The organism is Pseudomonas sp. AG1028 (genome assembly GCF_007993955.1).
GTDB lineage: Bacteria > Pseudomonadota > Gammaproteobacteria > Pseudomonadales > Pseudomonadaceae > Aquipseudomonas > Aquipseudomonas straminea.
The window spans coordinates 362,706-384,641 of sequence record NZ_VIVP01000005.1 but is presented as its reverse complement, the minus strand read 5'-3'; the positions used below and the strand labels follow the sequence as shown (position 1 = coordinate 384,641).

General features: G+C 65.1%; 19 protein-coding genes. 15 read left to right on the top strand and 4 right to left on the bottom strand.

Features of this window, described 5'->3' with window-relative positions; genetic code table 11:
- Positions 1–63 precede the first annotated feature (63 nt).
- Entirely contained in the window at positions 64–1,644 is a 1,581-nt protein-coding gene (locus FB481_RS10640) for an ABC transporter substrate-binding protein (protein WP_093501223.1), read from the top strand.
- Positions 1,645–1,662: 18 nt separating this feature from the next.
- Here FB481_RS10640 and radC read toward each other — a convergent pair whose 3' ends face one another.
- Positions 1,663–2,337 (bottom strand): DNA repair protein RadC, encoded by a 675-nt coding sequence (radC, locus tag FB481_RS10635; protein WP_093500721.1) that lies wholly within the window; start codon positions 2,335–2,337, stop codon positions 1,663–1,665.
- Between the two features lie 164 nt (positions 2,338–2,501).
- Between radC and coaBC the strand changes: the two genes are divergently transcribed.
- From coaBC to argB, 4 genes are all read left to right on the top strand, one after another.
- Positions 2,502–3,710 (top strand): bifunctional phosphopantothenoylcysteine decarboxylase/phosphopantothenate--cysteine ligase CoaBC, encoded by a 1,209-nt coding sequence (coaBC, locus tag FB481_RS10630; RefSeq protein WP_147176305.1) that lies wholly within the window; start codon positions 2,502–2,504, stop codon positions 3,708–3,710.
- Between the two features lie 31 nt (positions 3,711–3,741).
- Positions 3,742–4,197 (top strand): dUTP diphosphatase, encoded by a 456-nt coding sequence (gene dut / locus FB481_RS10625; protein ID WP_147176304.1) that lies wholly within the window; start codon positions 3,742–3,744, stop codon positions 4,195–4,197.
- A 1,211-nt stretch (positions 4,198–5,408) separates the two neighbouring features.
- Positions 5,409–6,800 carry a phosphomannomutase/phosphoglucomutase gene (algC, locus tag FB481_RS23260; RefSeq protein ID WP_218571901.1) on the top strand — a complete coding sequence of 464 codons (1,392 nt, stop codon included), beginning with the start codon at positions 5,409–5,411 and terminating at the stop codon, positions 6,798–6,800.
- A 23-nt stretch (positions 6,801–6,823) separates the two neighbouring features.
- Complete coding sequence (argB, locus tag FB481_RS10615) at positions 6,824–7,729, top strand: acetylglutamate kinase (RefSeq protein WP_013793381.1); 906 nt, start codon at positions 6,824–6,826, stop codon at positions 7,727–7,729.
- Between the two features lie 352 nt (positions 7,730–8,081).
- Here argB and FB481_RS10610 read toward each other — a convergent pair whose 3' ends face one another.
- Positions 8,082–9,179, bottom strand: coding sequence for a TRAP transporter substrate-binding protein (locus FB481_RS10610; RefSeq protein ID WP_147176302.1), 1,098 nt, complete (start codon positions 9,177–9,179; stop codon positions 8,082–8,084).
- 295 nt (positions 9,180–9,474) lie between these two features.
- Between FB481_RS10610 and FB481_RS10605 the strand changes: the two genes are divergently transcribed.
- The 4 genes from FB481_RS10605 (at position 9,475) to yihA (ending at position 13,136) form a co-directional block, all read left to right on the top strand.
- The gene (locus FB481_RS10605; protein WP_093500729.1) at positions 9,475–10,020 is read left to right on the top strand and encodes a TRAP transporter small permease subunit; all 546 of its coding nucleotides are present in this window, start codon (positions 9,475–9,477) and stop codon (positions 10,018–10,020) included.
- Positions 10,013–11,389, top strand: coding sequence for a TRAP transporter large permease subunit (locus FB481_RS10600; protein WP_093500731.1), 1,377 nt, complete (start codon positions 10,013–10,015; stop codon positions 11,387–11,389). Before FB481_RS10605 ends, FB481_RS10600 begins: the two co-directional genes overlap by 8 nt.
- 108 nt (positions 11,390–11,497) lie before the next feature.
- Positions 11,498–12,394 (top strand): D-hexose-6-phosphate mutarotase, encoded by an 897-nt coding sequence (locus FB481_RS10595; protein ID WP_147176301.1) that lies wholly within the window; start codon positions 11,498–11,500, stop codon positions 12,392–12,394.
- 94 nt (positions 12,395–12,488) lie between these two features.
- The gene (yihA, locus tag FB481_RS10590) at positions 12,489–13,136 is read left to right on the top strand and encodes a ribosome biogenesis GTP-binding protein YihA/YsxC (protein WP_147176300.1); all 648 of its coding nucleotides are present in this window, start codon (positions 12,489–12,491) and stop codon (positions 13,134–13,136) included.
- A 472-nt stretch (positions 13,137–13,608) separates the two neighbouring features.
- Here the strand turns inward: yihA and polA are convergent, their stop codons facing one another.
- A complete protein-coding gene (gene polA / locus FB481_RS10585) occupies positions 13,609–16,464 on the bottom strand; it encodes a DNA polymerase I (protein ID WP_147176299.1) in 2,856 nt (951 codons plus the stop codon).
- A gap of 75 nt (positions 16,465–16,539) precedes the next feature.
- Here polA and FB481_RS10580 point away from each other — a divergent pair, with 75 nt between their 5' ends.
- From FB481_RS10580 to FB481_RS10570, 3 genes are all read left to right on the top strand, one after another.
- On the top strand, positions 16,540–16,824 hold the full coding sequence (locus FB481_RS10580) for a DUF2782 domain-containing protein (protein WP_013793388.1): 285 nt from the start codon (positions 16,540–16,542) through the stop codon (positions 16,822–16,824).
- A gap of 12 nt (positions 16,825–16,836) precedes the next feature.
- A complete protein-coding gene (locus tag FB481_RS10575) occupies positions 16,837–17,787 on the top strand; it encodes a homoserine kinase (RefSeq protein ID WP_147176298.1) in 951 nt (316 codons plus the stop codon).
- A gap of 158 nt (positions 17,788–17,945) precedes the next feature.
- On the top strand, positions 17,946–18,614 hold the full coding sequence (locus FB481_RS10570; protein WP_093500739.1) for a TVP38/TMEM64 family protein: 669 nt from the start codon (positions 17,946–17,948) through the stop codon (positions 18,612–18,614).
- 76 nt (positions 18,615–18,690) lie between these two features.
- Here FB481_RS10570 and znuA read toward each other — a convergent pair whose 3' ends face one another.
- A complete protein-coding gene (gene znuA / locus FB481_RS10565) occupies positions 18,691–19,650 on the bottom strand; it encodes a zinc ABC transporter substrate-binding protein ZnuA (RefSeq protein ID WP_256662730.1) in 960 nt (319 codons plus the stop codon).
- Between the two features lie 152 nt (positions 19,651–19,802).
- Here znuA and FB481_RS10560 point away from each other — a divergent pair, with 152 nt between their 5' ends.
- From FB481_RS10560 to znuB, 3 genes are read left to right on the top strand one after another with little or no spacing between them, the layout of a single operon-like run.
- Positions 19,803–20,303, top strand: coding sequence for a Fur family transcriptional regulator (locus FB481_RS10560; protein WP_027908539.1), 501 nt, complete (start codon positions 19,803–19,805; stop codon positions 20,301–20,303).
- Positions 20,300–21,103 (top strand): zinc ABC transporter ATP-binding protein ZnuC, encoded by an 804-nt coding sequence (gene znuC, locus FB481_RS10555; protein WP_093500741.1) that lies wholly within the window; start codon positions 20,300–20,302, stop codon positions 21,101–21,103. The genes FB481_RS10560 and znuC overlap by 4 nt, the downstream gene beginning before the upstream one ends.
- Entirely contained in the window at positions 21,096–21,884 is a 789-nt protein-coding gene (gene znuB / locus FB481_RS10550) for a zinc ABC transporter permease subunit ZnuB (RefSeq protein ID WP_074886094.1), read from the top strand. The genes znuC and znuB overlap by 8 nt, the downstream gene beginning before the upstream one ends.
- The last annotated feature ends 52 nt before the right edge of the window (positions 21,885–21,936 follow it).

The following is a 21,936-nucleotide window of genomic DNA, read 5'->3' as shown; positions in this document are numbered from 1 at the left end:
CTCTCCCCTCAGTGTTTCATGACCGGCCCGCCGGATGCGCGCCGTTTCGTTCAGGAGATCACCATGCGCCTTGCCCTGTTGCCGCTGCTCGTCGCCCCGCTATTCGCCCAGGCCGCGACCCTGAGCGTCTGTACCGAAGCCAGCCCCGATGGCTTCGATGTGGTGCAGTACAACTCCCTGACCACCACCAACGCCTCGGCGGACGTGCTGATGAATCGCCTGGTGGAGTTCGACGCTGCCAAGGGCAAGCTGGTACCCAGCCTGGCCAGCAGCTGGAAGATTTCCGACGACGGTTTGAGCTACACCTTCACCCTGCGCAAGGACGTGCTGTTCCACCGCACCGACTACTTCAAGCCCACCCGCCGGACGCTGGAAGCCGATGACGTGCTGTTCAGCTTCCAGCGCATGCTCGACCCCAACCATCCCTGGTACAAGACCGCCGCCAGCGGCTACCCCCACGCCCAGTCGATGCAGTGGCCCGCGCTGATCAAGGCGGTGGAAAAGGTCGACGCCCATACCGTGCGCATCACCCTCAACAAGCCGGACGCGACCTTCCTGGCCACCCTGAGCATGGGCTTCGCCTCAATCTATTCCGCCGAGTACGCCGACCAGCTGTTCAGAGCCGGCACGCCGGAGAAGCTCAACAGCCAGCCAATCGGCACCGGGCCCTTCGTGTTCCGCCGCTTTCAGAAGGACGCCGCGGTGCGCTACACGGCCAACGCCGACTACTTCGCCGGCAAGCCCGAGGTCGACAACCTGGTCTTCGCCATCACCCCGGATGCCAACGTGCGCCTGCAGCGCCTGCGCAGCGGTGAATGCCAGATCGCCCTGTCGCCCAAGCCGGTCGATGTCGAAGCGGCGAGCAAGGATGCCGACCTCGCTACCGTGAAGACCGCCGCCTTCATGACCGCCTTCGTCGCTATCAACAGCCAGCACCCGCCGCTGGACAAGCCCGCCGTGCGCCAGGCCATCAACCTGGCCTTCGACAAGAGCAGCTATATCAAGGCGGTATTCGAGAACAGCGCAGAACCGGCCAATGGCCCCTACCCGCCAAACACCTGGAGCTACGCCAGCAGCCTGCCGGGCTACGCCCATGACCCACAGAAGGCCCGCGAGCTGCTCAAGCAAGCCGGGCTGGCCGACGGCTTCAGCACCACCATCTGGACGCGCCCATCGGGCAGCCTGCTCAACCCCAACCCGAGCCTCGGCGCACAGCTGCTGCAGGCCGATCTGGCCGAAGTCGGCATCAAGGCGCAGATCCGCGTGATCGAGTGGGGCGAGCTGATCCGCCGTGCCAAGGCCGGCGAGCATGACCTGTTGTTCATGGGTTGGGCCGGCGACAACGGCGACCCGGACAACTTCCTAACCCCGCAGTTTTCCTGCGCCTCGGTGGAGTCGGGCCTCAACTTCGCGCGCTTCTGCGACGCCAAGCTCGATAAGCTGATCGCCGACGGCAAAGCCATCAGCGACCAGGCCAAACGCAGCGCTCTCTATAATGATGCCCAGACGATCATCCAGCAGCAGGCGCTGTGGCTGCCCCTGGCTCACCCGACCGCCTACGCGCTGACCCGCAAGGGCGTCGAGGGTTACAGCGTAAGCCCGTTCGGCCGGCAGGACTTTTCTAGGGTCAGCCTTAAGGACTGAGGCTATCGCGCGGCCAGGCTACATCCAGCCGTGCTCGGCCATCGACAGCGGCTCGCCGTCACCGACGATGAAATGGTCGAGCACGCGCACCTCGACCAGCGCCAAGGCGTCCTTGAGGCGCTGGGTAAGTACCTTGTCGGCCTGGCTGGGTTCGGCGACGCCTGAAGGGTGGTTATGGGTGAGGATCAGCGCCGCGGCGTTATGGGCCAGGGCGCGTTTCACGACTTGCCTGGGATAAACGCTGGCACTGTCGATGGAGCCGTGGAACAGCGCCTCGAAAGCCAGCACCCGGTGCTTGGCATCGAGAAACAGGCAGCCGAACACTTCGTGAGGTTCGTGGCGTAGCAGCGCCTTGAGGTAATCGCGCACTGCCTGGGGGCTTTCCAGCGCCGAGTCGCGGCGCAACTGCTCAGCCAGATGGCGACGGCCCATTTCCAGCACCGCCTGCAACTGGGCGAACTTGGCGGGGCCGAGGCCCAGGCGCTGACAGAAGGACGGCAGATCGGCCTGCAACAGTGCGCGCAGGCTGCCAAAATCGGCGAGCAGGTGGCGGGCCAGATCTACTGCACTTTGCCCCGCCACACCGGTGCGTAGAAAGATCGCCAGCAGTTCGGCGTCGGTCAAACTGGCCGCTCCCTGGGCCAGCAGTTTTTCCCGCGGGCGCTCTGCCGCGGGCCACTCACGAATGCTCATCAGACGCTCCCTGTCCATCGCTATGACGCCGGCCATCACTCGCCCGGCACGCCGCTGCTCCCCTGCTGCCGCTGTGCTATCGTAGCCCGGTTTTTCGCAGGGCGCCGGGCCTGGGGAGGTCTCGGGCATCTGCGTCTGTAACTACACACGACAAAGGCAGAGTTATGCAGCGGCTGTATCGCAAACGCATCATCCTCGGCGTGGGTGGCGGCATCGCGGCGTACAAGAGCGCCGAGCTGGTCCGTCGCCTCAAGGATCAGGGCGCCGAAGTGCGCGTGGTCATGACCCAGGGCGGTCGCGAATTCATCACCCCGCTGACCCTGCAGGCGCTGTCCGGCCACCCGGTGCATCTGGATCTGCTCGACCCGGCGGCCGAAGCCGCCATGGGCCATATCGAACTGGCGCGCTGGGCCGACCTGGTGCTGATCGCGCCGGCCACCGCCGACCTGATGGCGCGCCTGGCCCAAGGTGTCGCCGATGACCTGCTGACCACGCTGGTGCTGGCCACCGATGCCCCGGTGGCCCTGGCGCCGGCCATGAACCAGGCGATGTGGCGCGATCCGGCGACGCTTGCCAACGTCGAGCTGCTGCGCAGCCGTGGCCTGAAGCTGTTCGGCCCGGCTTCCGGCAGCCAGGCCTGTGGCGACATTGGCCTGGGCCGCATGCTCGAGGCCGACGACCTGGCGCACCTGGCCGCCGACTGCTTCGAGCACCTGGCGCTGACCGGCAAGCACGTGCTGATTACTGCCGGTCCGACCCAGGAAAACATCGACCCGGTGCGTTACATCACCAACCACAGCTCCGGCAAGATGGGGTTCGCCCTCGCCGAAGCGGCGGTGGAAGCCGGTGCCAAGGTCACCCTGATCAGCGGCCCGGTGCACCTGCCAACGCCAGACCGGGTCAACCGCATCGACGTGGTCAGCGCCCGCGACATGCTCGCCGCCTGCGAAGCGGCGATGCCCTGCGACATTCTCATCGCCGCAGCAGCGGTCGCTGACTACCGCCCGGAAGTTGTCGCCCAGCACAAATTGAAGAAAGACCCCAACAGCGGCGATGGTCTGCTGTTGCAGATGGTGCGCAACCCCGACATCCTCGCCACCCTGGCGCATCGTGATGACCGCCCGTTCAGCGTCGGCTTCGCCGCCGAGACCGAGAACCTGCTGGAGTACGCCTCGCGCAAGCTCAAGGACAAGAACCTCGACCTGATCGTCGCCAACGACGTGGCCAACCCGAGCATCGGCTTCAACAGCGAGGACAACGCGATCACCATCATCGATCGCGCGCTGCAGCAGACCAGCTTCGCGCAGACCAGCAAGGGCAAGATCGCCCGTCAGTTGGTGAGCTTCATAGCCGCGCAGCAACCCAAATCCTGACATTCATTTTCACGGAAATCCTGATCGCACCATGCACGCCTTACAAGCCAAGATCCTCGACCCCCGCCTCGGCAGTGAATTTCCCATGCCCGCCTACGCCACGCCCGGTTCCGCCGGCCTGGATCTGCGTGCCATGCTCAAGGAAGACCTGACCCTGGAGCCGGGCCAGACCGTGCTGATTCCCACCGGCCTGGCCATTCACGTCGCTGATCCGGGCCTGGCCGCGCTGATCCTGCCGCGCTCGGGCCTGGGCCACAAACATGGCATCGTGCTGGGCAACCTGGTCGGCCTGATCGACTCGGACTACCAGGGTGAGCTGATGGTGTCGTGCTGGAACCGCGGCAACACCAGCTTCAAGATGAGCATCGGCGAGCGTATCGCTCAGTTGGTGCTGGTGCCGGTGATCCAGGCACGTTTCGAGGTGGTCGAGGAATTCGACGACAGCGAACGCGGTGCCGGTGGATTCGGCCACTCGGGTACCAAGTGATCCCCTTCTAGTTCGCCAGGAGACGTCGGATGAAAGGCTTCAAACGCGCGCCCAAGGAAGAACGCCCCGGCGACTCGCAACACGCTCCTCGTGGCCAGGCCAAAGCCTCGGCCGATCTGCTGCCCGGCGTGATCGCCGCCGCCCTTGGCGTGGCCCTGGCCGGCGCCATCCTATGGTTCGCCGCAGTGAGCCCGGCGCAGCAGGTGCAGCAGCAACAGCTCAGCCAGGCCTGGGGCAGCACCCAGGCGGCCAGCCTGCAGCAGGCTCTGAAGCAGCTCAGCGCCGACACCCTGGCCGCCGCGCGCAACCCGGAACTGGCGCAGGCGCTGCAGAGTGGTGATGAAGCCCAGCTGCGCAATGCCGAGAACGGCCTGCGCTACTGGAACGGCGTTGTCGATGCCCAGCTCAACTTGCCCGGCCAGGCAGTCCCGGACAGCTCGCGCGCCGCGCCGATGAACTTCGCTGCGCTGGACCTGCTGCGCCGCTTGGAAGCCGGTCAGGCGCCGGCCATGGAAGCCTATAAGGTCGGCGAACGCTGGCTGTCCTACAGCGTGGCGCCGGTGCGCCAGAACGATAAGCAGCCCATGGTCGGCACCCTGCTGCTGGCCGTCGACCTCAACCGCCTGCTCGGCAATCTGCCGCCACTGCCGGCGGACGTCGGGCAGATCCAGCTGGTGCAACGCTTCGACGCCGGCGCTGCCCAGGTGCTGGCCCAGCGCGGCCAGGCCGAGGGCACGGCCCAGGCGTTCGCCACCGGCAACCCGCACTGGACGCTGAACTTCACGCCGGCCTCCAGCCTCGGCGCCTCGGGCCTGTCGCCCGCGCTCCTGGGGCTCGCGCTGCTGGTCGCCCTGGCCGGTGCGCTGGCAGGCCTCTACCTGGTCAACCGCGGCCTGCAGCAGCGCCTGGCGCGCGACGTCGCGCAACTGAGCGAACTGGTAAAAGAACTCTCCGCGGGCAAAGCCGTCAAAGCCTTCAGCTTGAGCCTGCCCGCCCTGAACAACCTGGCGCAGAACCTGAGCCGACTGCCCCGTCGTGCCCAGGAACCCGTGGCGACCCGCCCGGAGCCCGCTGCCAGTGAAGCACCCAGTAGCCGCGTCGCAGCCAAGCCAGCGGATTTCGTGAATCCGCTGTTTCAAGACACCGATATTCTCGATATCGACATCCTCGACGACGACCAGGATCTCCTGGGACTGGAGCAGACACCGATCATGACCGCGCCGCAAGCCCCGAAACTCCCAGCAGACATCTTCCGAGCCTATGACATCCGCGGTGTGGTGGGCGCAGGCCTGACCCCGGAAACCGCCTACTGGATCGGCCGCGCCATCGGCTCGCAAAGCCTGGCCGAGGGCGAGCCGAACGTCGCCGTTGGCCGTGACGGCCGCCTGTCCGGCCCGAGCCTGGTGGAGCAGCTGATTCAGGGTGTGGCCGACAGCGGCTGCCACGTCAGCGACGTCGGCATGGTGCCGACCCCGGTGGTCTACTTCGCCGCCCATGTGCTGGCCGGCAAGACCGCGGTGATGCTCACCGGCAGCCACAACCCGCCGGACTACAACGGTTTCAAGATCGTCATCGCTGGCGACACCCTGGCCAACGAACAGATCCAGGCACTGAAGACCCGCATCGACACCAACGACCTGAGCAGCGGTGAAGGCAGCGTCGAGCGCGTCGACCTGCTGCCACGCTACCTGGAGCAGATCCGCAGCGACATCGCCATGGCCAAGCCGCTGCGCGTGGTGGTCGATTGCGGCAACGGCGCTGCCGGGGTGATCGCCCCGCAGCTGATCGAGGCGCTGGGCTGCAAGGTGATTCCGCTGTACTGCGAGGTCGACGGCAATTTCCCCAACCACCACCCGGATCCGGGCAAGCCCGAGAACCTGGTCGACCTGATCGCCAAGGTCAAGGAAGAGAACGCCGACGTCGGCCTGGCCTTCGACGGCGATGGCGACCGCGTGGGCGTGGTCACCAACACCGGTACCATCGTCTACCCGGACCGCCTGCTGATGCTGTTCGCCAAGGACGTGGTGTCGCGCAACCCGGGCGCCGACATCATCTTCGACGTCAAATGCACCCGCCGCCTGACCCCGCTGATCAGCGGCTACGGCGGCCGTCCGGTGATGTGGAAAACCGGTCACTCGCTGATCAAGAAGAAGATGAAGGAAACCGGCGCCCTGCTGGCCGGCGAGATGAGCGGCCACGTGTTCTTCAAGGAACGCTGGTTCGGTTTCGACGACGGCATCTACGCCGCCGCGCGCCTGCTGGAAATTCTCAGCCAGGACAAGCGCACCGCCGAGCAGGTGTTCGCCGCGTTCCCCAACGACGTGTCGACCCCGGAAATCAACGTGCAGGTCACCGAGCAAACCAAGTTCCCGATCATCGAACGCCTGCAGCGTGAAGGTCAGTGGGGCGAAGGCAGTGTGACCAACCTCGACGGTGTGCGCGTCGATTACCCCAAAGGTTGGGGCCTGGTGCGTGCATCCAATACCACGCCGGTACTGGTGCTGCGCTTCGAAGCGGAAAGCCAGGCCGAGCTGGAGCGGATCCAGGAGCTGTTCCGTTCGCAGATGCACCGCGTCGCCCCTGACGTCCAACTACCGTTCTGACCCGTCCAGCACTGGAGCCCCGCATGACCCTAGAGCGTGAAGCCGCCACCAACGTCGCCAAGGTGCTGTCCGAAGCACTGCCGTACATCCGTCGCTTCGTTGGCAAGACCCTGGTGATCAAGTACGGCGGCAACGCCATGGAAAGTGATGACCTGAAGGAAGGCTTCGCGCGCGATATCGTGCTGATGAAGGCGGTGGGCATCAACCCGGTGGTGGTTCACGGCGGCGGCCCGCAGATCGGCGACCTGCTCAAGCGACTCTCCATCGAAAGCCACTTCATCGACGGCATGCGCGTCACCGACGCGGCGACCATGGACGTGGTGGAAATGGTGCTCGGCGGCCAGGTCAACAAGGACATCGTCAACCTGATCAACCGCCATGGCGGCAGCGCCATCGGCCTGACCGGTAAGGATGCCGAGCTGATCCGTGCGCGCAAGCTCACCGTCAGCCGACAGACGCCGGAAATGACCCAGCCGGAAATCATCGACATCGGCCACGTTGGCGAGGTCACCGGGGTGAACACCGACCTGTTGAACATGCTGGTCAAGGGCGACTTCATTCCGGTGATCGCGCCGATTGGCGTGGGCCCGAAAGGTGAGTCCTACAACATCAACGCCGACCTGGTGGCCGGCAAGGTGGCCGAAGCGCTGAAAGCCGAGAAGCTGATGCTGCTGACCAACATCGCCGGCCTGATGGACAAGCAGGGCGAAGTACTGACCGGGCTGAGCACCGAGCAGGTCAACGAACTGATCGCCGACGGCACCATCTACGGCGGCATGCTGCCGAAGATCAAGTGTGCTCTGGAAGCGGTACAGGGCGGCGTGACCAGCTCGCACATCATCGACGGCCGCGTGCCAAACGCCGTGCTGCTGGAGATCTTCACCGATGTGGGTAATGGCACCATGATCAGCAACCGCAAGCGTGCTTAAAAAAGCGACCAGCTGCGCGTCGGCCCTGCTGCGTTAAAAACAGGCTCGAAATGCTCATGTACAAAAGTACACTCCGCTTTCTCGCCTGTTTTTGCCTTGCATGGCTCTAGCTCGCTTGGTCTGGATCTGCTGAAAACAACAACGCCGGCTATCGCCGGCGTTGTTGTTTTTGCAGCATCAGCTTCGCAGCGGTTTTATTGGCTCTGACTGCTAGGTGGCGCAAGCGGCCGGTGAACACGTGGTTTTTGTAGGAGAGGCTTTAGCCCCGAGCTCTTTGCAACCTCATAAAGCTCGCGGCTAAAGCCGCTCCTACGCACTCGCCGAATGTCTGCTTCTGCCTTCAATCAGCCCGTCACCGAATCGCGTAGATATCCTTCTCGTTCGCTTCGGCGTATTCGTACAGGCGCGCCAGGTAGGTCTTCTGCTGCTCCCAGACCTTTTGCGCGGCAGGATCCGCGGCGGCAGTGGCGTCGACCACTTCGGCGGAGACTTCCTTGAGTTTGGCGAGCACCTCGTCCGGCAGGCGGCGCACGTCGACGCCGTCCTTTTTTAACTGCTCCATGGACTCCATGTTCTTGGCGTTGTAGTCGTCGAGCATGTCGCCGTTGACGTCACGAGCGGCGGCGCGAACGATGGCCTGCAGGTCCGCCGGCAGGGTTTCCCAGGCCTTGAGGTTGATGTCCAGCTCGAAGGTGACGTTCGGCTCCTGCCAGCCCGGCGTGTAGTAGTACTTGGCCGCCTTGTGCAGGCCCAGCGCCTGGTCGTTGTACGGGCCGATCCACTCGGTGGCGTCGATGGTGCCGGTCTGCAGCGCGGTGAAGATTTCACCGGCGGGCATGTTCACCACGGTGCCGCCCACCTTGGTCAGCACTTCGCCGCCCAGGCCCGGGGTGCGCATCTTCAGACCTTTGAGGTCATCGACCGAGTTGATTTCCTTGTTGAACCAGCCGGCGGTCTGCACGCCGGTGGCACCGCAGGCCATCGGCAGCACACCGTAGGGTTTGTAGACCTCCTCCCAGAGCTGGATGCCGCCGCCGTAGTGCAGCCAGGCGTTCATTTCCTGGGCGTTGGGGCCGAACGGCAGGGCGCAGAAGAACTGTGCGGCGGGCACCTTGCCCTTCCAGTAGTAGGGCGCGCCGTGGCCCATTTCCGCGGTGCCGCGCGAGACCGCATCGAATACTTCGAGAGCCGGCACCAGCTCACCGGCAGCGTAGACCTTGATCTTCAGGCGACCGTTGCTCATCTGCTCGACGAGCTTGGCAAAGCGCTCGGCGCCCACACCCACACCAGGGAAGTTCTTCGGCCAGGAGGTGACCATTTTCCAGTTGAAGGTCTTGGCCTCGGCGGCCGGTTTGGACGCATCGGCGGTGCCGGCTTCCTCCTTGCAACCGACCAGCGCTCCGGCGGCAATGCCGACACCTGCTGCAGCCAGAATTTGGCGACGTTTCATAGGTAGCTCCTTGTTGTTGTAATCACCTTGGGCCGTTCAGGCCTCTATGTAACCGCGGCGGTCCGCCAACCGCCCGCGCGCTATCCTATTCCCGCCCATTGGTCGGGCAGACCGGGCAAGTGTTTCAACCCGTGTCTAGCCAAGTGCCATCAATGACACCCGAGGGCTCAAGAACGCCATTCTCAAAGCGCCTTTCAACTCTCGTAGGCCCGCCCGCGCCGCATTGCCCGATACGCGAGGCGCTGCCTAAAATCCCCCGCTTTTTGCTCTTTTCCGATAACTATAAGGACGCATCATGTCCAACACGCCTTCACTTCCCCTGGGGATCGCACGGGTCATCGACGCCGTGAACTTCCGCTTCGGCCAGGCCTGCTCCTGGTTGACCCTGTTTCTGGTACTCGGCACGGCCCTGGTGGTGACCCTGCGCTACGGCATGAACCTAGGCGCCACAGCGCTGCAGGAAGCCGTGCTCTACGCCCACGCGCTGGTGTTCATGGGCGCCTCGGCCTGGGCGTTGCAGCGTAACGCCCATGTGCGTGTGGATATCTTCTACCAGCAGTTCAGCGGCCGCCGGCAGGCGCTGGTGGAGGTGCTCGGCACCCTGTTCCTGCTGCTGCCGGTGTGCCTGTTCCTCGGCTGGGCAAGCTGGGACTACGTGGCCAATTCCTGGTCGACCCGCGAGGGCTCGAGCGAGTCGGGCGGCCTGAAATTCGTCTATCTGCAGAAGAGCATCATTCTGGTGCTGGTGGTCAGCCTCACGCTGCAGGGCATTTCCAACCTGATCAAGGCGATCTACCTGCTGTGTGGCGTGCTGCCGGAGCAGGAGGTGAAACATGGCTGAAGTCATGTCGATCCTGCTGTTCGTCAGCATCTGCCTGGTGCTGATGGGCGGCTACCCGGTGGCCTTCACCCTGGCCGGCGTGTCGTTGCTGTTCGCCGGTATCGGCGTGGTCACCGGCACCTTCGACGCCGGGTACCTGAGCGCCCTGCCCAACCGCCTGTTCGGCATCATGAACAACCAGACCATGCTGGCCGTGCCGCTGTTCGTGTTCATGGGCGTGATGCTGGAAAAGTCCAAGGTCGCCGAAGACCTGCTCGACTCGATGTCGCGCCTGTTCGGCGGCATCCGCGGCGGTCTGGCGATTTCGGTGTGCCTGGTGGGCGCGCTGCTCGCCGCCAGCACCGGCATCGTCGGCGCCACGGTGGTGACCATGGGCCTGCTGGCCCTGCCGACCCTGCTCAAGCGCGGCTTCGACCCCGCGGTGGCGACCGGCACTCTGGCCGCCACCGGCACCCTGGGGCAGATCATTCCGCCATCCATCGTACTGGTGCTGCTGGGTGACGTGATGTCCAGCGCCTACCAGCAGGCCCAGCTGCGCATGGGCATCTTCTCGCCCAAGACGGTATCGGTCGGCGACCTGTTCATGGGCGCGTTGATACCGGGTCTGCTGCTGGTGGTGCTGTACGTCGTTTACCTGATCCTGGTGGCGATCTTCCAGCCGAAGAAGATGCCCGTGGTACCCAAGGAAGAGCTGGGCGAGGTGCAATGGGGCAAGCTGCTCGGCTCTCTGGTGCCGCCGCTGGCGTTGATCATCGCGGTGCTCGGCTCGATTCTCGCCGGTTACGCCACGCCCACCGAGGCTGCTGCCATCGGCGCCGTCGGCGCGACTCTGCTGGCGCTGTTCAAGGGCCAGTTGAGCCTGCCGCAGCTACGCAGCGTGGCCCAGGGCACCACGGAAATTTCCAGTATGGTGTTCCTGATCCTGATCGGCGCCTCACTGTTCTCCCTGGTGTTTCGAGGCTTCGGCGGTGAAGCGCTGATCGAGGACGTGTTCCAGCAGCTGCCCGGCGGTGTGCTCGGCGCGTTCTTCCTGGTCATGCTGGTGATCTTCCTGCTCGGTTTCATTCTCGACTTCATCGAGATCATCTTCGTGGTGGTGCCGATCGTCGGCCCGGTGCTGCTGGCCATGGGCCTGGACCCGGTCTGGCTGGGGGTGATGATCGCGCTCAACCTGCAGACTTCGTTCCTCACCCCACCGCTGGGTTTCTCGCTGTTCTACCTGCGCGGCGTCACACCCCGTACGGTGAGTACCGCGACCATGTACCGCGGGGTGATTCCGTTCATCATCATCCAGCTGATGATGCTGGTCATCGCCTACCAGTTCCCGGCGCTGATCACCTGGCTTCCGACCCAGGTCTACGGCTCGTAAACTGTGCGGCAACGCAAAACGCCCGTCTCGACGGGCGTTTTTCATGGTGCTGGCGAACCTCCCCGCCGCGCCGTGGCCCAACAGCCAACCTATTCAGGAGCAGCCCCCATGAGCACTTCCAACGAACGCATTCAACTGGGCGATCTGGCCTGCTGGCGCATCCAGCATGCCGGCGCCGAACTCGTGGTCAGCGAACAGGGCGCGCAGATCCTGAGCTATCAGCCGGCCAAGGGCGAACCGCTGATCTGGCTCAGCGACGAAGCGGCCTACAGCGCCGGCAAGAGCGTGCGCGGCGGCGTGCCGGTGTGCTGGCCCTGGTTCGGCGACCTGCAACGCAACCCCGAGGCGATCCGCAACGCCCATTCGCGTCCGGCCGATGCGCCGGCCCACGGCCTGGTGCGTGACCGCGACTGGCAGTTGATCGGCCTGAACACCGAAGAAGACGGCGTGACCCTGTCGTTCGCCTTCGACACCGCCGCCCAGCCCATCGCCGAATGGCCGCATGCCGCCGAGCTGCAGCTGGACATTCACCTCGGCGAGCGCCTGAAACTTAGCCTGACCACCCGCAACCTGGGCGACCGCGAACTGCCGATCAGCCAGGCGCTGCACACCTACTTCGCGGTCAGCGACATTCGCCAGGTGCACATCGAAGGGCTGGAGGGCTGCGGCTACGTCGACACGCTGCAGGACTGGAAAAACGTACGACAGGACGGCGCGGTGACCTTCAGCGGTGAAACCGACCGCATCTACCTCGATACGCCACCGCAGTTGAGCATCGTCGACCCCATCTGGAAGCGACGCATCTTCATGCGCAACCAGGGCTCGGGCTCGGCGGTGGTGTGGAACCCGTGGATCGACAAGGCCAAACGCCTGTCGCAATTCGCCGATGACGCCTGGCAGGGCATGCTCTGCATCGAGCACGCCAACGTGCTGGACGACTCGCTGATCCTCGCCCCGGGCGCCGAATACCGCCTCGACGTGACCCTGTGGGCACAGCCGCTTTGAAATGACGTGCCCTCACGGCAGTCAGGCTGCGCGGGTCAGCAGGCCCCCAGCCTGATAGACTGCCGCGATGCACGCCCCTCCACCGGAAACTCCGATGCACGCAAAGAACCCCGCAATCGGCTTGTGTCAGCAAGCCACCTTTCTGATCAGCGCCGCCAAGGTCGACCAGTGCCCGGACGACCAGGGCTATGAAGTCGCCTTCGCCGGCCGCTCCAACGCCGGCAAGTCCAGCGCGCTGAACACCCTGACCCACGCCAGCCTGGCACGCACCTCGAAAACCCCGGGGCGCACCCAGTTGCTGAACTTCTTCCGCCTGGACGACGAACGCCGCCTGGTCGACCTGCCCGGCTATGGCTACGCCAAGGTGCCGATTCCGCTCAAGCAGCACTGGCAGAAGCATCTCGAGGCCTACCTGGGCAGCCGCGAGAGCCTGCGTGGGCTGATCCTGATGATGGACATCCGCCACCCGCTGACCGAGTTCGACCGCATGATGCTCGACTGGTCCGGCGCCAGCGGCATGCCCATGCACATCCTGCTGACCAAGGCCGACAAACTGGCCTTCGGCGCGGCGAAGACCACCTTGCTCAAGGTGCAGCAGGAGATCCGCAAGGGCTGGGGCGAGCACGTCAGCATCCAGCTGTTCTCGGCGCCCAAGCGCATTGGCGTGGAAGAGGCGCAGGCTGTGCTCGGCCACTGGCTGGGCCTGCTGGGCGACGAGGAAGACGAGCAACCCCAGGAATAAACTCACTCCCGTAGCCCCTGGTTGACCGGGAGCAGGATTGAGTGTGTCGTGCTTACCAGCGTCTCCTGGGTATCGCTGCGTTCGACGCCAGGCTACCTCTTGAAACGCCCCGCCAATGCGGGGCGTTTTGCGTTGCGCTCTGGCGAGAAGCGGCTAGGCTCCAGGAAAGAAAACGGGGAACGAAGGCTGCCAGCACTTTCCTGCGGGCAAAAAAAACCCCGAACTTCGTATGGGGAGGGAGAAGATCGGGGTTTAAGGGTCTGAACCGCTAGGGCGGGGCTCAGATGTCTGCCAACACTTAACACAACAAAGGAGCATCGAAGGGCTTTATGGGCCATTCCCAAACTCTGACCGGGCGGGCAGAAGTAAAGTTCAGCGGTGCTTAGATCCCTTTGTTTGGTCTTTATTCCAATTAAGACCGGCCAGTACTAATTAAAAACGGGACGCAACGGCGTCCCGTTTTCTTTGCCGTTCAGTGCGCTTCGTCCCAGTTGTTGCCCACCCCCACTTCAACCAGCAGCGGCACATCGAGCTTTACGGTTTCGCCCATCAGCGGGCGAATCTGCGCGCTGACCTGCTCGACCAGATCCTCGCGAACCTCGAGTACCAGTTCATCGTGTACCTGCAGGATCACTCGCGCATCCAGGCCGGACTCGGTCAGCCACTCATCGACGGCGACCATGGCCTTCTTGATGATGTCGGCAGCGGTGCCCTGCATCGGCGCGTTGATCGCCGTACGCTCGGCCCCGGCGCGTTCCTGCGGGCGGCTCGACTTGATCGCCGGCAAGTACAGGCGCCGCCCGAACAGGGTTTCCACGTAGCCCTGCTCCGCCGCCTGGTGACGGGTACGGTCCATGTACTCGCGCACGCCCGGATAGCGGGTGAAGTAGGTTTCGATGTAGGCCTTGGCGGTCTTGCCGTCGACGCCGATGTCCTTGGCCAGCTTTTGCGCGCCCATGCCGTAGATCAGCCCGAAGTTGATGGCCTTGGCGCTGCGTCGCTGCTCAGTGGTCACCTGATCGAGCTCGACCTTGAACACTTCGGCGGCGGTCGCGGTGTGCACGTCAAGGTTGTCGCGGAAGGCGTTCATCAGCCCTTCGTCGCGGGACAGATGGGCCATGATGCGCAGCTCGATCTGCGAATAGTCCGCCGCCACCAGCTTGTAGCCCTTCGGCGCTACGAACGCCTGGCGAATGCGCCGGCCCTCGGCGCTGCGGATCGGGATGTTCTGCAGGTTGGGGTCGCTGGACGACAGCCGTCCGGTGGACGCCACGGCCTGCTGATAACTGGTGTGGATGCGCCCGGTGCGCGGGTTGATCTGCTCCGGCAGGCGATCGGTGTAGGTGCTCTTGAGCTTGCTCAGGCTGCGGTACTGCATCAGCACCTTGGGCAGTTCGTAATCCTGCTCGGCCAGCTCGGCGAGTACCGCTTCGGCGGTCGACGCCTGGCCCTTGGCGGTCTTGCTGATGATCGGCAGGCCGAGCTTTTCATAGAGGATGGCGCCCAGCTGCTTGGGCGAGCCGAGGTTGAACTCTTCGCCGGCGACTTCAAAAGCCTGGCGCTCCAGCGCCACCAGCTTCTCGCCCAGCTCCTGGCTGTGCTCGCCGAGCAGCTTGGCATCGACCAGCGCACCGTTGCGCTCGATGCGCGCCAGCACCGGCACCAGGGGGATCTCGATATCGCGCAGCACGCTGGCCAGGCTCGGAATCTCTTCCAGGCGCGCCCACAGGTTCTGGTGCAGGCGCAGGGTCACGTCGGCATCTTCGGCGGCGTACGGGCCAGCCTGCTCCAGGGCGATCTGGTCGAAGGTCAGCTGCTTGGCGCCCTTGCCGGCGATGTCCTCGAAACGGATGGTGCTGTGGCCCAGGTACTTGAGCGACAGGCTGTCCATATCGTGGCGGGTGGCGGTGGAATCCAGCACGTAGGACTCGAGCATGGTGTCGAAGGCCACGCCCTGCACGTTGATCGGCGTAGTAGCATTGGCCAGTACGTTGATGTCGTACTTGGCGTGCTGGCCGACCTTGGCCTTGGTCGGGTCTTCGAGAATCGGCTTGAGCGCGCGTAGCACGGCGTCGCGATCCAGCTGCTGCGGCACGCCCATGTAGCTATGCGCCACCGGCACGTAAACCGCCTCGCCGGCCTTGACCGCGAAGGACAGGCCGACCAGCTGAGCCTGCTGGGCGTCGACGCTGGTGGTTTCGGTATCGAAGGCGATCAGCTCAGCCTGCTTAAGGTCCTCCAGCAGGGTGTCGAACTCGCCTTGGTCGAGGATGGTGCGGTACTCGCCGGCAACCACCGTTGGCTGCCCCTCAGCAGTGGCCGGCGTGTCAGCCGCCTGCACCGCCGGCACCTCGCCCGCGTCCGTGCTGGCAGCCGCACTGAACAGATCGCCAGCCGGTGGCGACATATCAGATCGCGCAGCCGCCTTGGCCTTGGGCGCGGCAGCCTTGTTCTGGCGCAGCAGCTCGTCGAGCCAGCCCTTGAATTCCAGCTGCTCGTAGAGCGCGGTCAGGGTCTCGATATCCGGCTCGCCGGGCATCAGTTGCGAGCAGTTCAGGTCCAGCGGCACGTCCAGCTTGATGGTTGCGAGCTGGTAGGACAGGTAGGCCATCTCGCGGTGCTCTTCGAGCTTGGCCGGCAGGGTCTTGGCACCACGAATCGGCAGGCCGGGCACCTTGTCGAGGTTGGCGTAGATCACGTCGAGGCCGCCGCCGACGCCGACCAGCAGGCCCAAGGCGGTCTTTTCGCCGACGCCCGGCACGCCGGGAATGTTGTCGATCTTGTCGCCCATCAGCGCCAGGTAATCGATGATCAGCTCGGGACCGACGCCGAACTTCTCTTTCACGCCCTCGATGTCGTAGACGCTGCCGGTCATGGTGTTGACCAGGGTGACGTGCTTGCACACCAGCTGCGCCATGTCCTTGTCGCCGGTGGAGATCACCACGTCACGGCCTTCGGCGGCGCTCTGCCGGGCCAGGGTGCCGATCACGTCGTCAGCTTCCACGCCTTCCACGCACAGCAGCGGCAGGCCCAGGCCGCGCACGCTGGCGTGCAACGGTTCGACCTGCAGGCGCAGCTCGTCGGGCATCGGCGGGCGGTTGGCCTTGTAGTCGGCGAACAGCTCGTCGCGAAAGGTGCCGCCCTTGGCGTCGAAGACCACCGCGAAGGGGCTGTCGGGGTATTGGCGGCGCAGGCTGCGCAGCATGTTCAGCACGCCCTTCACCGCACCGGTGGGCAGGCCTTTGGAGTTGGTCAGGGGCGGCAGGGCATGAAAGGCGCGGTACAGATAAGAAGAACCGTCGACCAGGACGAGGGGAGCTTGGCTCATGAGGGCAATCAACCTTTTCGGCGGGCGTGGCGCTAGAATACAAAGCACCGTTGATATCAAAGGGACAAGGTTACCATGGGACCATTCAATCGCTTGATCCTGCTTGCCGTGCTGGCAGCCGTGCCGTTCGCCGCGCAGGCCAGTGATGCGCCCTCGGCCGAGCCCGACGTAACCATCCGCCAGGACGGCGATCGCACCGTGGAGGAATACCGGGTCAACGGGTTTCTCTACGCCATCAAGGTCACCCCGAAAGGTGGCAAACCCTATTTCCTGGTACGGGCCGACGGCAGCGACGGCAACTTCGTGCGTTCCGATTCGCCGGATATGTTGATTCCGGCCTGGGAAATCTTCAGCTGGTAAGGCAGTCAATTCATGTCGGTGTTCACCCCGCTGCAACGTCCGCAACTGGAAACCTTTCTCGCGCCCTACGGGCTCGGTCGCCTGCTCGACTTCCAGGGCATCGAGGCCGGTAGCGAGAACAGCAATTTCTTCGTCAGCCTGGAACAGGGCGAGTTCGTGCTGACCCTGGTCGAGCGCGGCCCCAGCGAGGACCTGCCGTTCTTCATCGAGCTGCTCGACATCTTGCATGACGCAGGGCTACCGGTTCCGTATGCCCTGCGAACCGACAGCAACGAGGCGCTACGCACCCTGGCCGGCAAGCCGGCGCTGTTGCAACCGCGGCTGAGCGGCAGGCACATTCGCGACGTCAACGCCCAGCATTGCCATGAAGTCGGCGAGTTGCTGGCACGCATTCACCTGGCGACCCGCGACCACCCGCTGCAGCGCAAGAGCGACCGTGGCCTGGAATGGATGCTGCGCGAGGGCAAGGTGCTGGCCAGCCACCAGACGCCAGAGGCCACCGCACTGCTGGAAAGCGCCCTGGCGGAAATCGCCGCCGTGCAGGAGCAGGTGCGCAAACTGCCGCGCGCCAACCTGCACGCCGACCTGTTCCGCGACAACTGCATGTTCGAAGGCACCCATCTGAGCGGCGTGATCGACTTCTACAACGCCTGCTCGGGGCCGATGCTCTACGACCTGGCGATCACCGTGAACGACTGGTGCTCGGACGAACAAGGCCGTCTGGATGAAGGCCGCGCCCGCGCGGTGATGGGCGCCTACGCCGCGCTGCGCCCGTTCACCGCCGCCGAAGCCGAGATCTGGCCGGCCATGCTGCGCATCGCCTGCGTGCGTTTCTGGCTGTCGCGGCTGATCGCCGCCGAGGCCTTCGCCGGCCAGGACGTGCTGATCCATGATCCGGGCGAGTTCGAACGTCGCCTGGCCGCACGCCAGCAGGTCAGCCTGGCATTGCCGTTCGCGCTGTAGACGCAGAATGTGACGAAATGGTGGCGCCTTGGCCGGGCGCCATCCTTGTTCCTGCCGAACCCTTGCTCCTATGCTGCAGCTCTCTTCGTCTGCTGCGGCAGGCCTTCATCATGGGCTCGTCCTAGGTCGGGTCAGGCGCACGACCTTGCAGGGCCACCATGCGATCAGCCTCGCCCAAGCACCATCGCCGCTCCACCGTTATTTCCTGGGTACGACGTGCGCTGGGCGCGATCGCCCTGCTGGTGCTTGGCGCGGTGCTCTGGCATGCCTGGGACCATCAGGCGTTCATCGCCTGGCGTGAAGACGCCGGCGTGGTGCCCTTCTTTCTGGCCATGGCACTGCTGCCGGCGCTGGGCGTGCCGATCACGCCCTTCTTCATCGTCGCCGGCGCGACCTTCGGCACCCTTGTCGGCCTGGCCGGCAGCGCTGTAGCACTGTGCGGCAACCTGCTGTTCTGCTACTGGATCGCCCGCAGCGGCCTACGCCCGTGGCTGGCTCGCTTGCTCGAACGCACCCGCTACGACATACCGGATTTCGAGGAAGGCACAGGCGCCCTGCGTTTCGCACTGCTGGTCAAGCTGGCACCAGGCGTGCCGCTCTTTATCAAGCACTATCTGCTGGGCATGGCGAGCGTACCTTTCTGGATCTACTTCGCCGTGTCCGGGACGATCACCGGCCTCTATGCAGTGGCCTTCGTGGTGCTGGGCGAGTCGTTGCTCGAGCATGACTTGGGCAATGGCACCCTGGCGCTCGCCGGACTGGCAGCGGTGGCGCTGGCGATCTACCTGTGGCGCCGGCGTATGACGACCCGCCAGGATAGCGAATGAGCCTTTCTGGAAAGGTGCTCCTGGCAGTTTCACGCCACTGACCGGGCGCGCTTGCAGCCCGGTCAGCGCCTTTAGCCTAGAGCTTGCCCAGGCAGGCGCTGTAACCATCGGCCAGCGCCTGCAGCATGCTTTCGTAGCCTGTCGCATCAAGCGGCGCCTGGCTGCCCATGGCATCCAGCTCGGCCAGGGTGGCCGGCAGGCCGGCAGTCAGGGTTTCGGCCAGCCGCGGACGCAACGGCGGCTCGCTGAACACGCAAGTCGGCCCGACTTCCTGCAGGCGCTCGCGCATGGCCGCCACATGGCGGGCGCCTGGCTGCACTTCGTTGGCGACGCTGAATACGCCGGTGTGCTTGAGGCCGTTGGCGGCCTCGAAATAGTCGAACGCCTCGTGGAACACGAAGAACGGCTTTTCGGCCAGCGGCTTGAGTTGCGCGTGCAGGCGCGGCTCCAGGGCATCCAGGCGCTTGCCGAAGGATTCGAGATTGGCCTGGTAGCGTGCGGCGTTGGCCGGGTCGGCCTTGGCAAGATCAGCCGCCATGCGCGCGGCAATCACTCGGGCGTTGGCCGACGACAACCACAGGTGAGCGTCCAGGCTGCCAGGGCGATGGTCATGGTCGTGCTCGTCGGCGGTGGCCTGCCCAGCCTCGTGATCGTGATCGTGATCGTGATCACCGCCATGCTCTTCGCCAAAGTGGCGCAAGGTCATGCCCGGCAGGCTCTGCACGGCCACGCTGGGCTTCTCGCGGGTCGCCAGCACGCGGGGCATGAAGCTCTCCATGTCCGGGCCGACCCAGTACACCAGATCGACTTCCTGCACTCGACGCATATCCGAGGGGCGCAGCGCGTAATGATGCGGCGAGGCGCCCGGTGGCAGCAGCACGTCAGGCTCACCGACGCCGCTCTGCACTGCGGCAGCGATCAGCTGCAGGGGCTTGATGCTGGTCAGCACGCGCACCTCGGCCTGGGCGGCGCCGGCGGCAACCAGCAGGGCGAGGGAGAGGATCAGAGAAAGCGGGGAAGGCAGGCGCGGCAACATAGGCGGAGGAATCGGTCACAGGCGAAAGGGAGTAATACAATAACATCTCTTTTCACCACACGTCGAAGCGAGGCGACGGGCAAACCGGCCGATGCGTGGCATCGCGGCGCCGATGCGTAATAGAATAACGTCCTACGTTTCGAGGCCACGCCATGTACAAACCCGTCAGCGTCGTGCCACCACTGGCATCGCGCCCCCATGATCACTCCCACTGCGTCAGCCATGCGCTGGCTGAAGCCGAGGCCATCTGCGCCCGCGAGGGCCTGCGCCTGACCGCCCTGCGCAAGCGTGTGCTGGAGCTGGTGTGGGCCAGCCACAAGCCGCTGGGCGCCTACGACATTCTCGCCGTGCTCAGCGAGGAAGACGGCCGCCGCGCCGCGCCGCCCACTGTCTATCGCGCCCTGGATTTTTTACTGGAAAACGGCTTGGTGCATCGCATCGCCTCGCTCAACGCCTTCGTCGGCTGCAGCCACCCGGCCCACGCGCACCAGAGCCAGTTCCTGATCTGCCGCAGTTGCAGTGCCGCCGTGGAGCTGGAGCAGACCGCCATCAGCGAGGCCATCGTGCGCGGCGCCAAGGGCGTCGGTTTCGCGGTGGAAAACCAGACCGTGGAAGTCGTCGGTCTGTGCGCAGGCTGCCAGGGCAACAAATGAGCGACGCGCTGATACGCCTCGAGGGCGTGACCGTCGCCTTCACCGGGCAGACCGTGCTGGACAAGGTCGAGCTGACCATCCAGCCCGGCGAAATCGTCACCCTGATTGGCCCCAACGGCGCCGGCAAGACCACCCTGGTGCGCGCCGTGCTCGGCCTGCTCACTCCGGACAGCGGCATGGTGTGGCGCAAGCCCAAGCTGCGCATCGGCTATATGCCGCAGAAGCTGCACGTCGACCCGACCCTGCCGCTCAGCGTGCTGCGTTTCCTGCGCCTGGTACCGGGCGTGGATCGTGCCCGCGCCCAGGCCGCGCTGGCTGAAGTGGGCGCCAGCCAAGTGCTCGACAGCCCGCTGCAGGGCATTTCCGGTGGTGAGATGCAGCGTGTGCTGCTGGCCCGTGCGCTGCTGCGCGAACCGCAGTTGCTGGTGCTCGACGAGCCGGTGCAGGGCGTCGACGTCGCCGGCCAGGCCGAGCTGTACCGGCTGATCACCCGCCTGCGCGACCGCCATGGCTGCGGCGTGCTGATGGTTTCCCACGACCTGCACCTGGTGATGAGCACCACCGACCAGGTGGTGTGCCTGAACCGCCACGTGTGCTGCTCGGGTCATCCGGAGCAGGTCAGCTTCGACCCGGCCTTCGTCGAGCTGTTCGGCCGCGACGCCCAGAGCCTGGCCGTCTATCACCACCACCATGACCACGAACACGACCTGCACGGCGCCGTGGTCAGCGACAAACCGGGCCTGACCATCCACGGCCCGGTCCGCCCTCACATCCATGGAGACGGCTGCAAGCATGGCTGATTTTCTGCTCAACGCCCTGCTCGCCGGCCTCGCCCTGGCTCTGGTCGCCGGCCCGCTCGGTTCCTTCGTGGTGTGGCGGCGCATGGCCTATTTCGGCGACACCCTGTCCCACGCCGCCCTGCTCGGCGTGGCGCTGGGCCTGATGCTGGACGTCAACCCGACCTTCGCGGTGACCGTCGGTTGCGTGCTGCTGGCGATCCTGCTGGTGACCCTGCAGACTCGCCAGCCGCTGGCCAGCGATACCCTGCTCGGCATCCTCGCCCACAGCACCCTGTCCCTGGGCCTGGTGGTGCTGAGCTTCATGCGTGACGTGCGCATCGACTTGATGGGCTACCTGTTCGGCGACCTGCTGGCGGTGAGCCCTACGGATCTGGCCTGGATCCTCGCCGGCAGCGCCCTGGTGCTGGTGCTGCTGGTGCTGATGTGGCGCCCGCTGCTGGCGATCACCGTGCACGAGGAACTGGCGCGCGTGGAAGGCCTGCCAGTCGCCGCCATCCGCCTGGGGCTGATGCTGCTGATCGCCATCGTCATCGCCGTGGCCATGAAGATCGTCGGCGTGCTGCTGATCACCTCGCTGCTGATCATTCCCGCCGCCGCCGCCCAGCGGCACGCCCGCACGCCCGAGCAGATGGCCTTCGGTGCCAGCCTGCTGGGCATCATTGCGGTGTGTTGTGGTCTGAGCCTGTCGTGGTTCAAGGACACGCCAGCCGGGCCGTCGATCGTGGTGTCGGCCGCCAGCCTGTTCCTGCTGAGCTTTCTACTGCCGCGCCGCAAGGCCTGACCGAGCGACCGTGATGGCACATTTGGTGGCCCGCCGGCCGCCGTGTAGAATT

Excerpts from the sequence above, each read along its gene's own strand:
- FB481_RS10595 (WP_147176301.1), top strand. The coding sequence starts at position 11,498 with ATGAGCACTTCCAACGAACGCATTCAACTGGGCGATCTGGCCTGCTGG.
- yihA (WP_147176300.1), top strand. The coding sequence starts at position 12,489 with ATGCACGCAAAGAACCCCGCAATCGGCTTGTGTCAGCAAGCCACCTTT.
- FB481_RS10580 (WP_013793388.1), top strand. The coding sequence starts at position 16,540 with ATGGGACCATTCAATCGCTTGATCCTGCTTGCCGTGCTGGCAGCCGTG.
- argB (WP_013793381.1), top strand. The coding sequence starts at position 6,824 with ATGACCCTAGAGCGTGAAGCCGCCACCAACGTCGCCAAGGTGCTGTCC.
- algC (WP_218571901.1), top strand. The coding sequence starts at position 5,409 with ATGACCGCGCCGCAAGCCCCGAAACTCCCAGCAGACATCTTCCGAGCC.
- radC (WP_093500721.1), bottom strand. The coding sequence starts at position 2,337 with ATGAGCATTCGTGAGTGGCCCGCGGCAGAGCGCCCGCGGGAAAAACTG.
- FB481_RS10600 (WP_093500731.1), top strand. The coding sequence starts at position 10,013 with ATGGCTGAAGTCATGTCGATCCTGCTGTTCGTCAGCATCTGCCTGGTG.
- polA (WP_147176299.1), bottom strand. The coding sequence starts at position 16,464 with ATGAGCCAAGCTCCCCTCGTCCTGGTCGACGGTTCTTCTTATCTGTAC.
- FB481_RS10575 (WP_147176298.1), top strand. The coding sequence starts at position 16,837 with ATGTCGGTGTTCACCCCGCTGCAACGTCCGCAACTGGAAACCTTTCTC.
- dut (WP_147176304.1), top strand. The coding sequence starts at position 3,742 with ATGCACGCCTTACAAGCCAAGATCCTCGACCCCCGCCTCGGCAGTGAA.
- znuB (WP_074886094.1), top strand. The coding sequence starts at position 21,096 with ATGGCTGATTTTCTGCTCAACGCCCTGCTCGCCGGCCTCGCCCTGGCT.
- coaBC (WP_147176305.1), top strand. The coding sequence starts at position 2,502 with ATGCAGCGGCTGTATCGCAAACGCATCATCCTCGGCGTGGGTGGCGGC.
- znuC (WP_093500741.1), top strand. The coding sequence starts at position 20,300 with ATGAGCGACGCGCTGATACGCCTCGAGGGCGTGACCGTCGCCTTCACC.
- FB481_RS10605 (WP_093500729.1), top strand. The coding sequence starts at position 9,475 with ATGTCCAACACGCCTTCACTTCCCCTGGGGATCGCACGGGTCATCGAC.
- znuA (WP_256662730.1), bottom strand. The coding sequence starts at position 19,650 with ATGTTGCCGCGCCTGCCTTCCCCGCTTTCTCTGATCCTCTCCCTCGCC.
- FB481_RS10560 (WP_027908539.1), top strand. The coding sequence starts at position 19,803 with ATGTACAAACCCGTCAGCGTCGTGCCACCACTGGCATCGCGCCCCCAT.
- FB481_RS10640 (WP_093501223.1), top strand. The coding sequence starts at position 64 with ATGCGCCTTGCCCTGTTGCCGCTGCTCGTCGCCCCGCTATTCGCCCAG.
- FB481_RS10570 (WP_093500739.1), top strand. The coding sequence starts at position 17,946 with ATGCGATCAGCCTCGCCCAAGCACCATCGCCGCTCCACCGTTATTTCC.
- FB481_RS10610 (WP_147176302.1), bottom strand. The coding sequence starts at position 9,179 with ATGAAACGTCGCCAAATTCTGGCTGCAGCAGGTGTCGGCATTGCCGCC.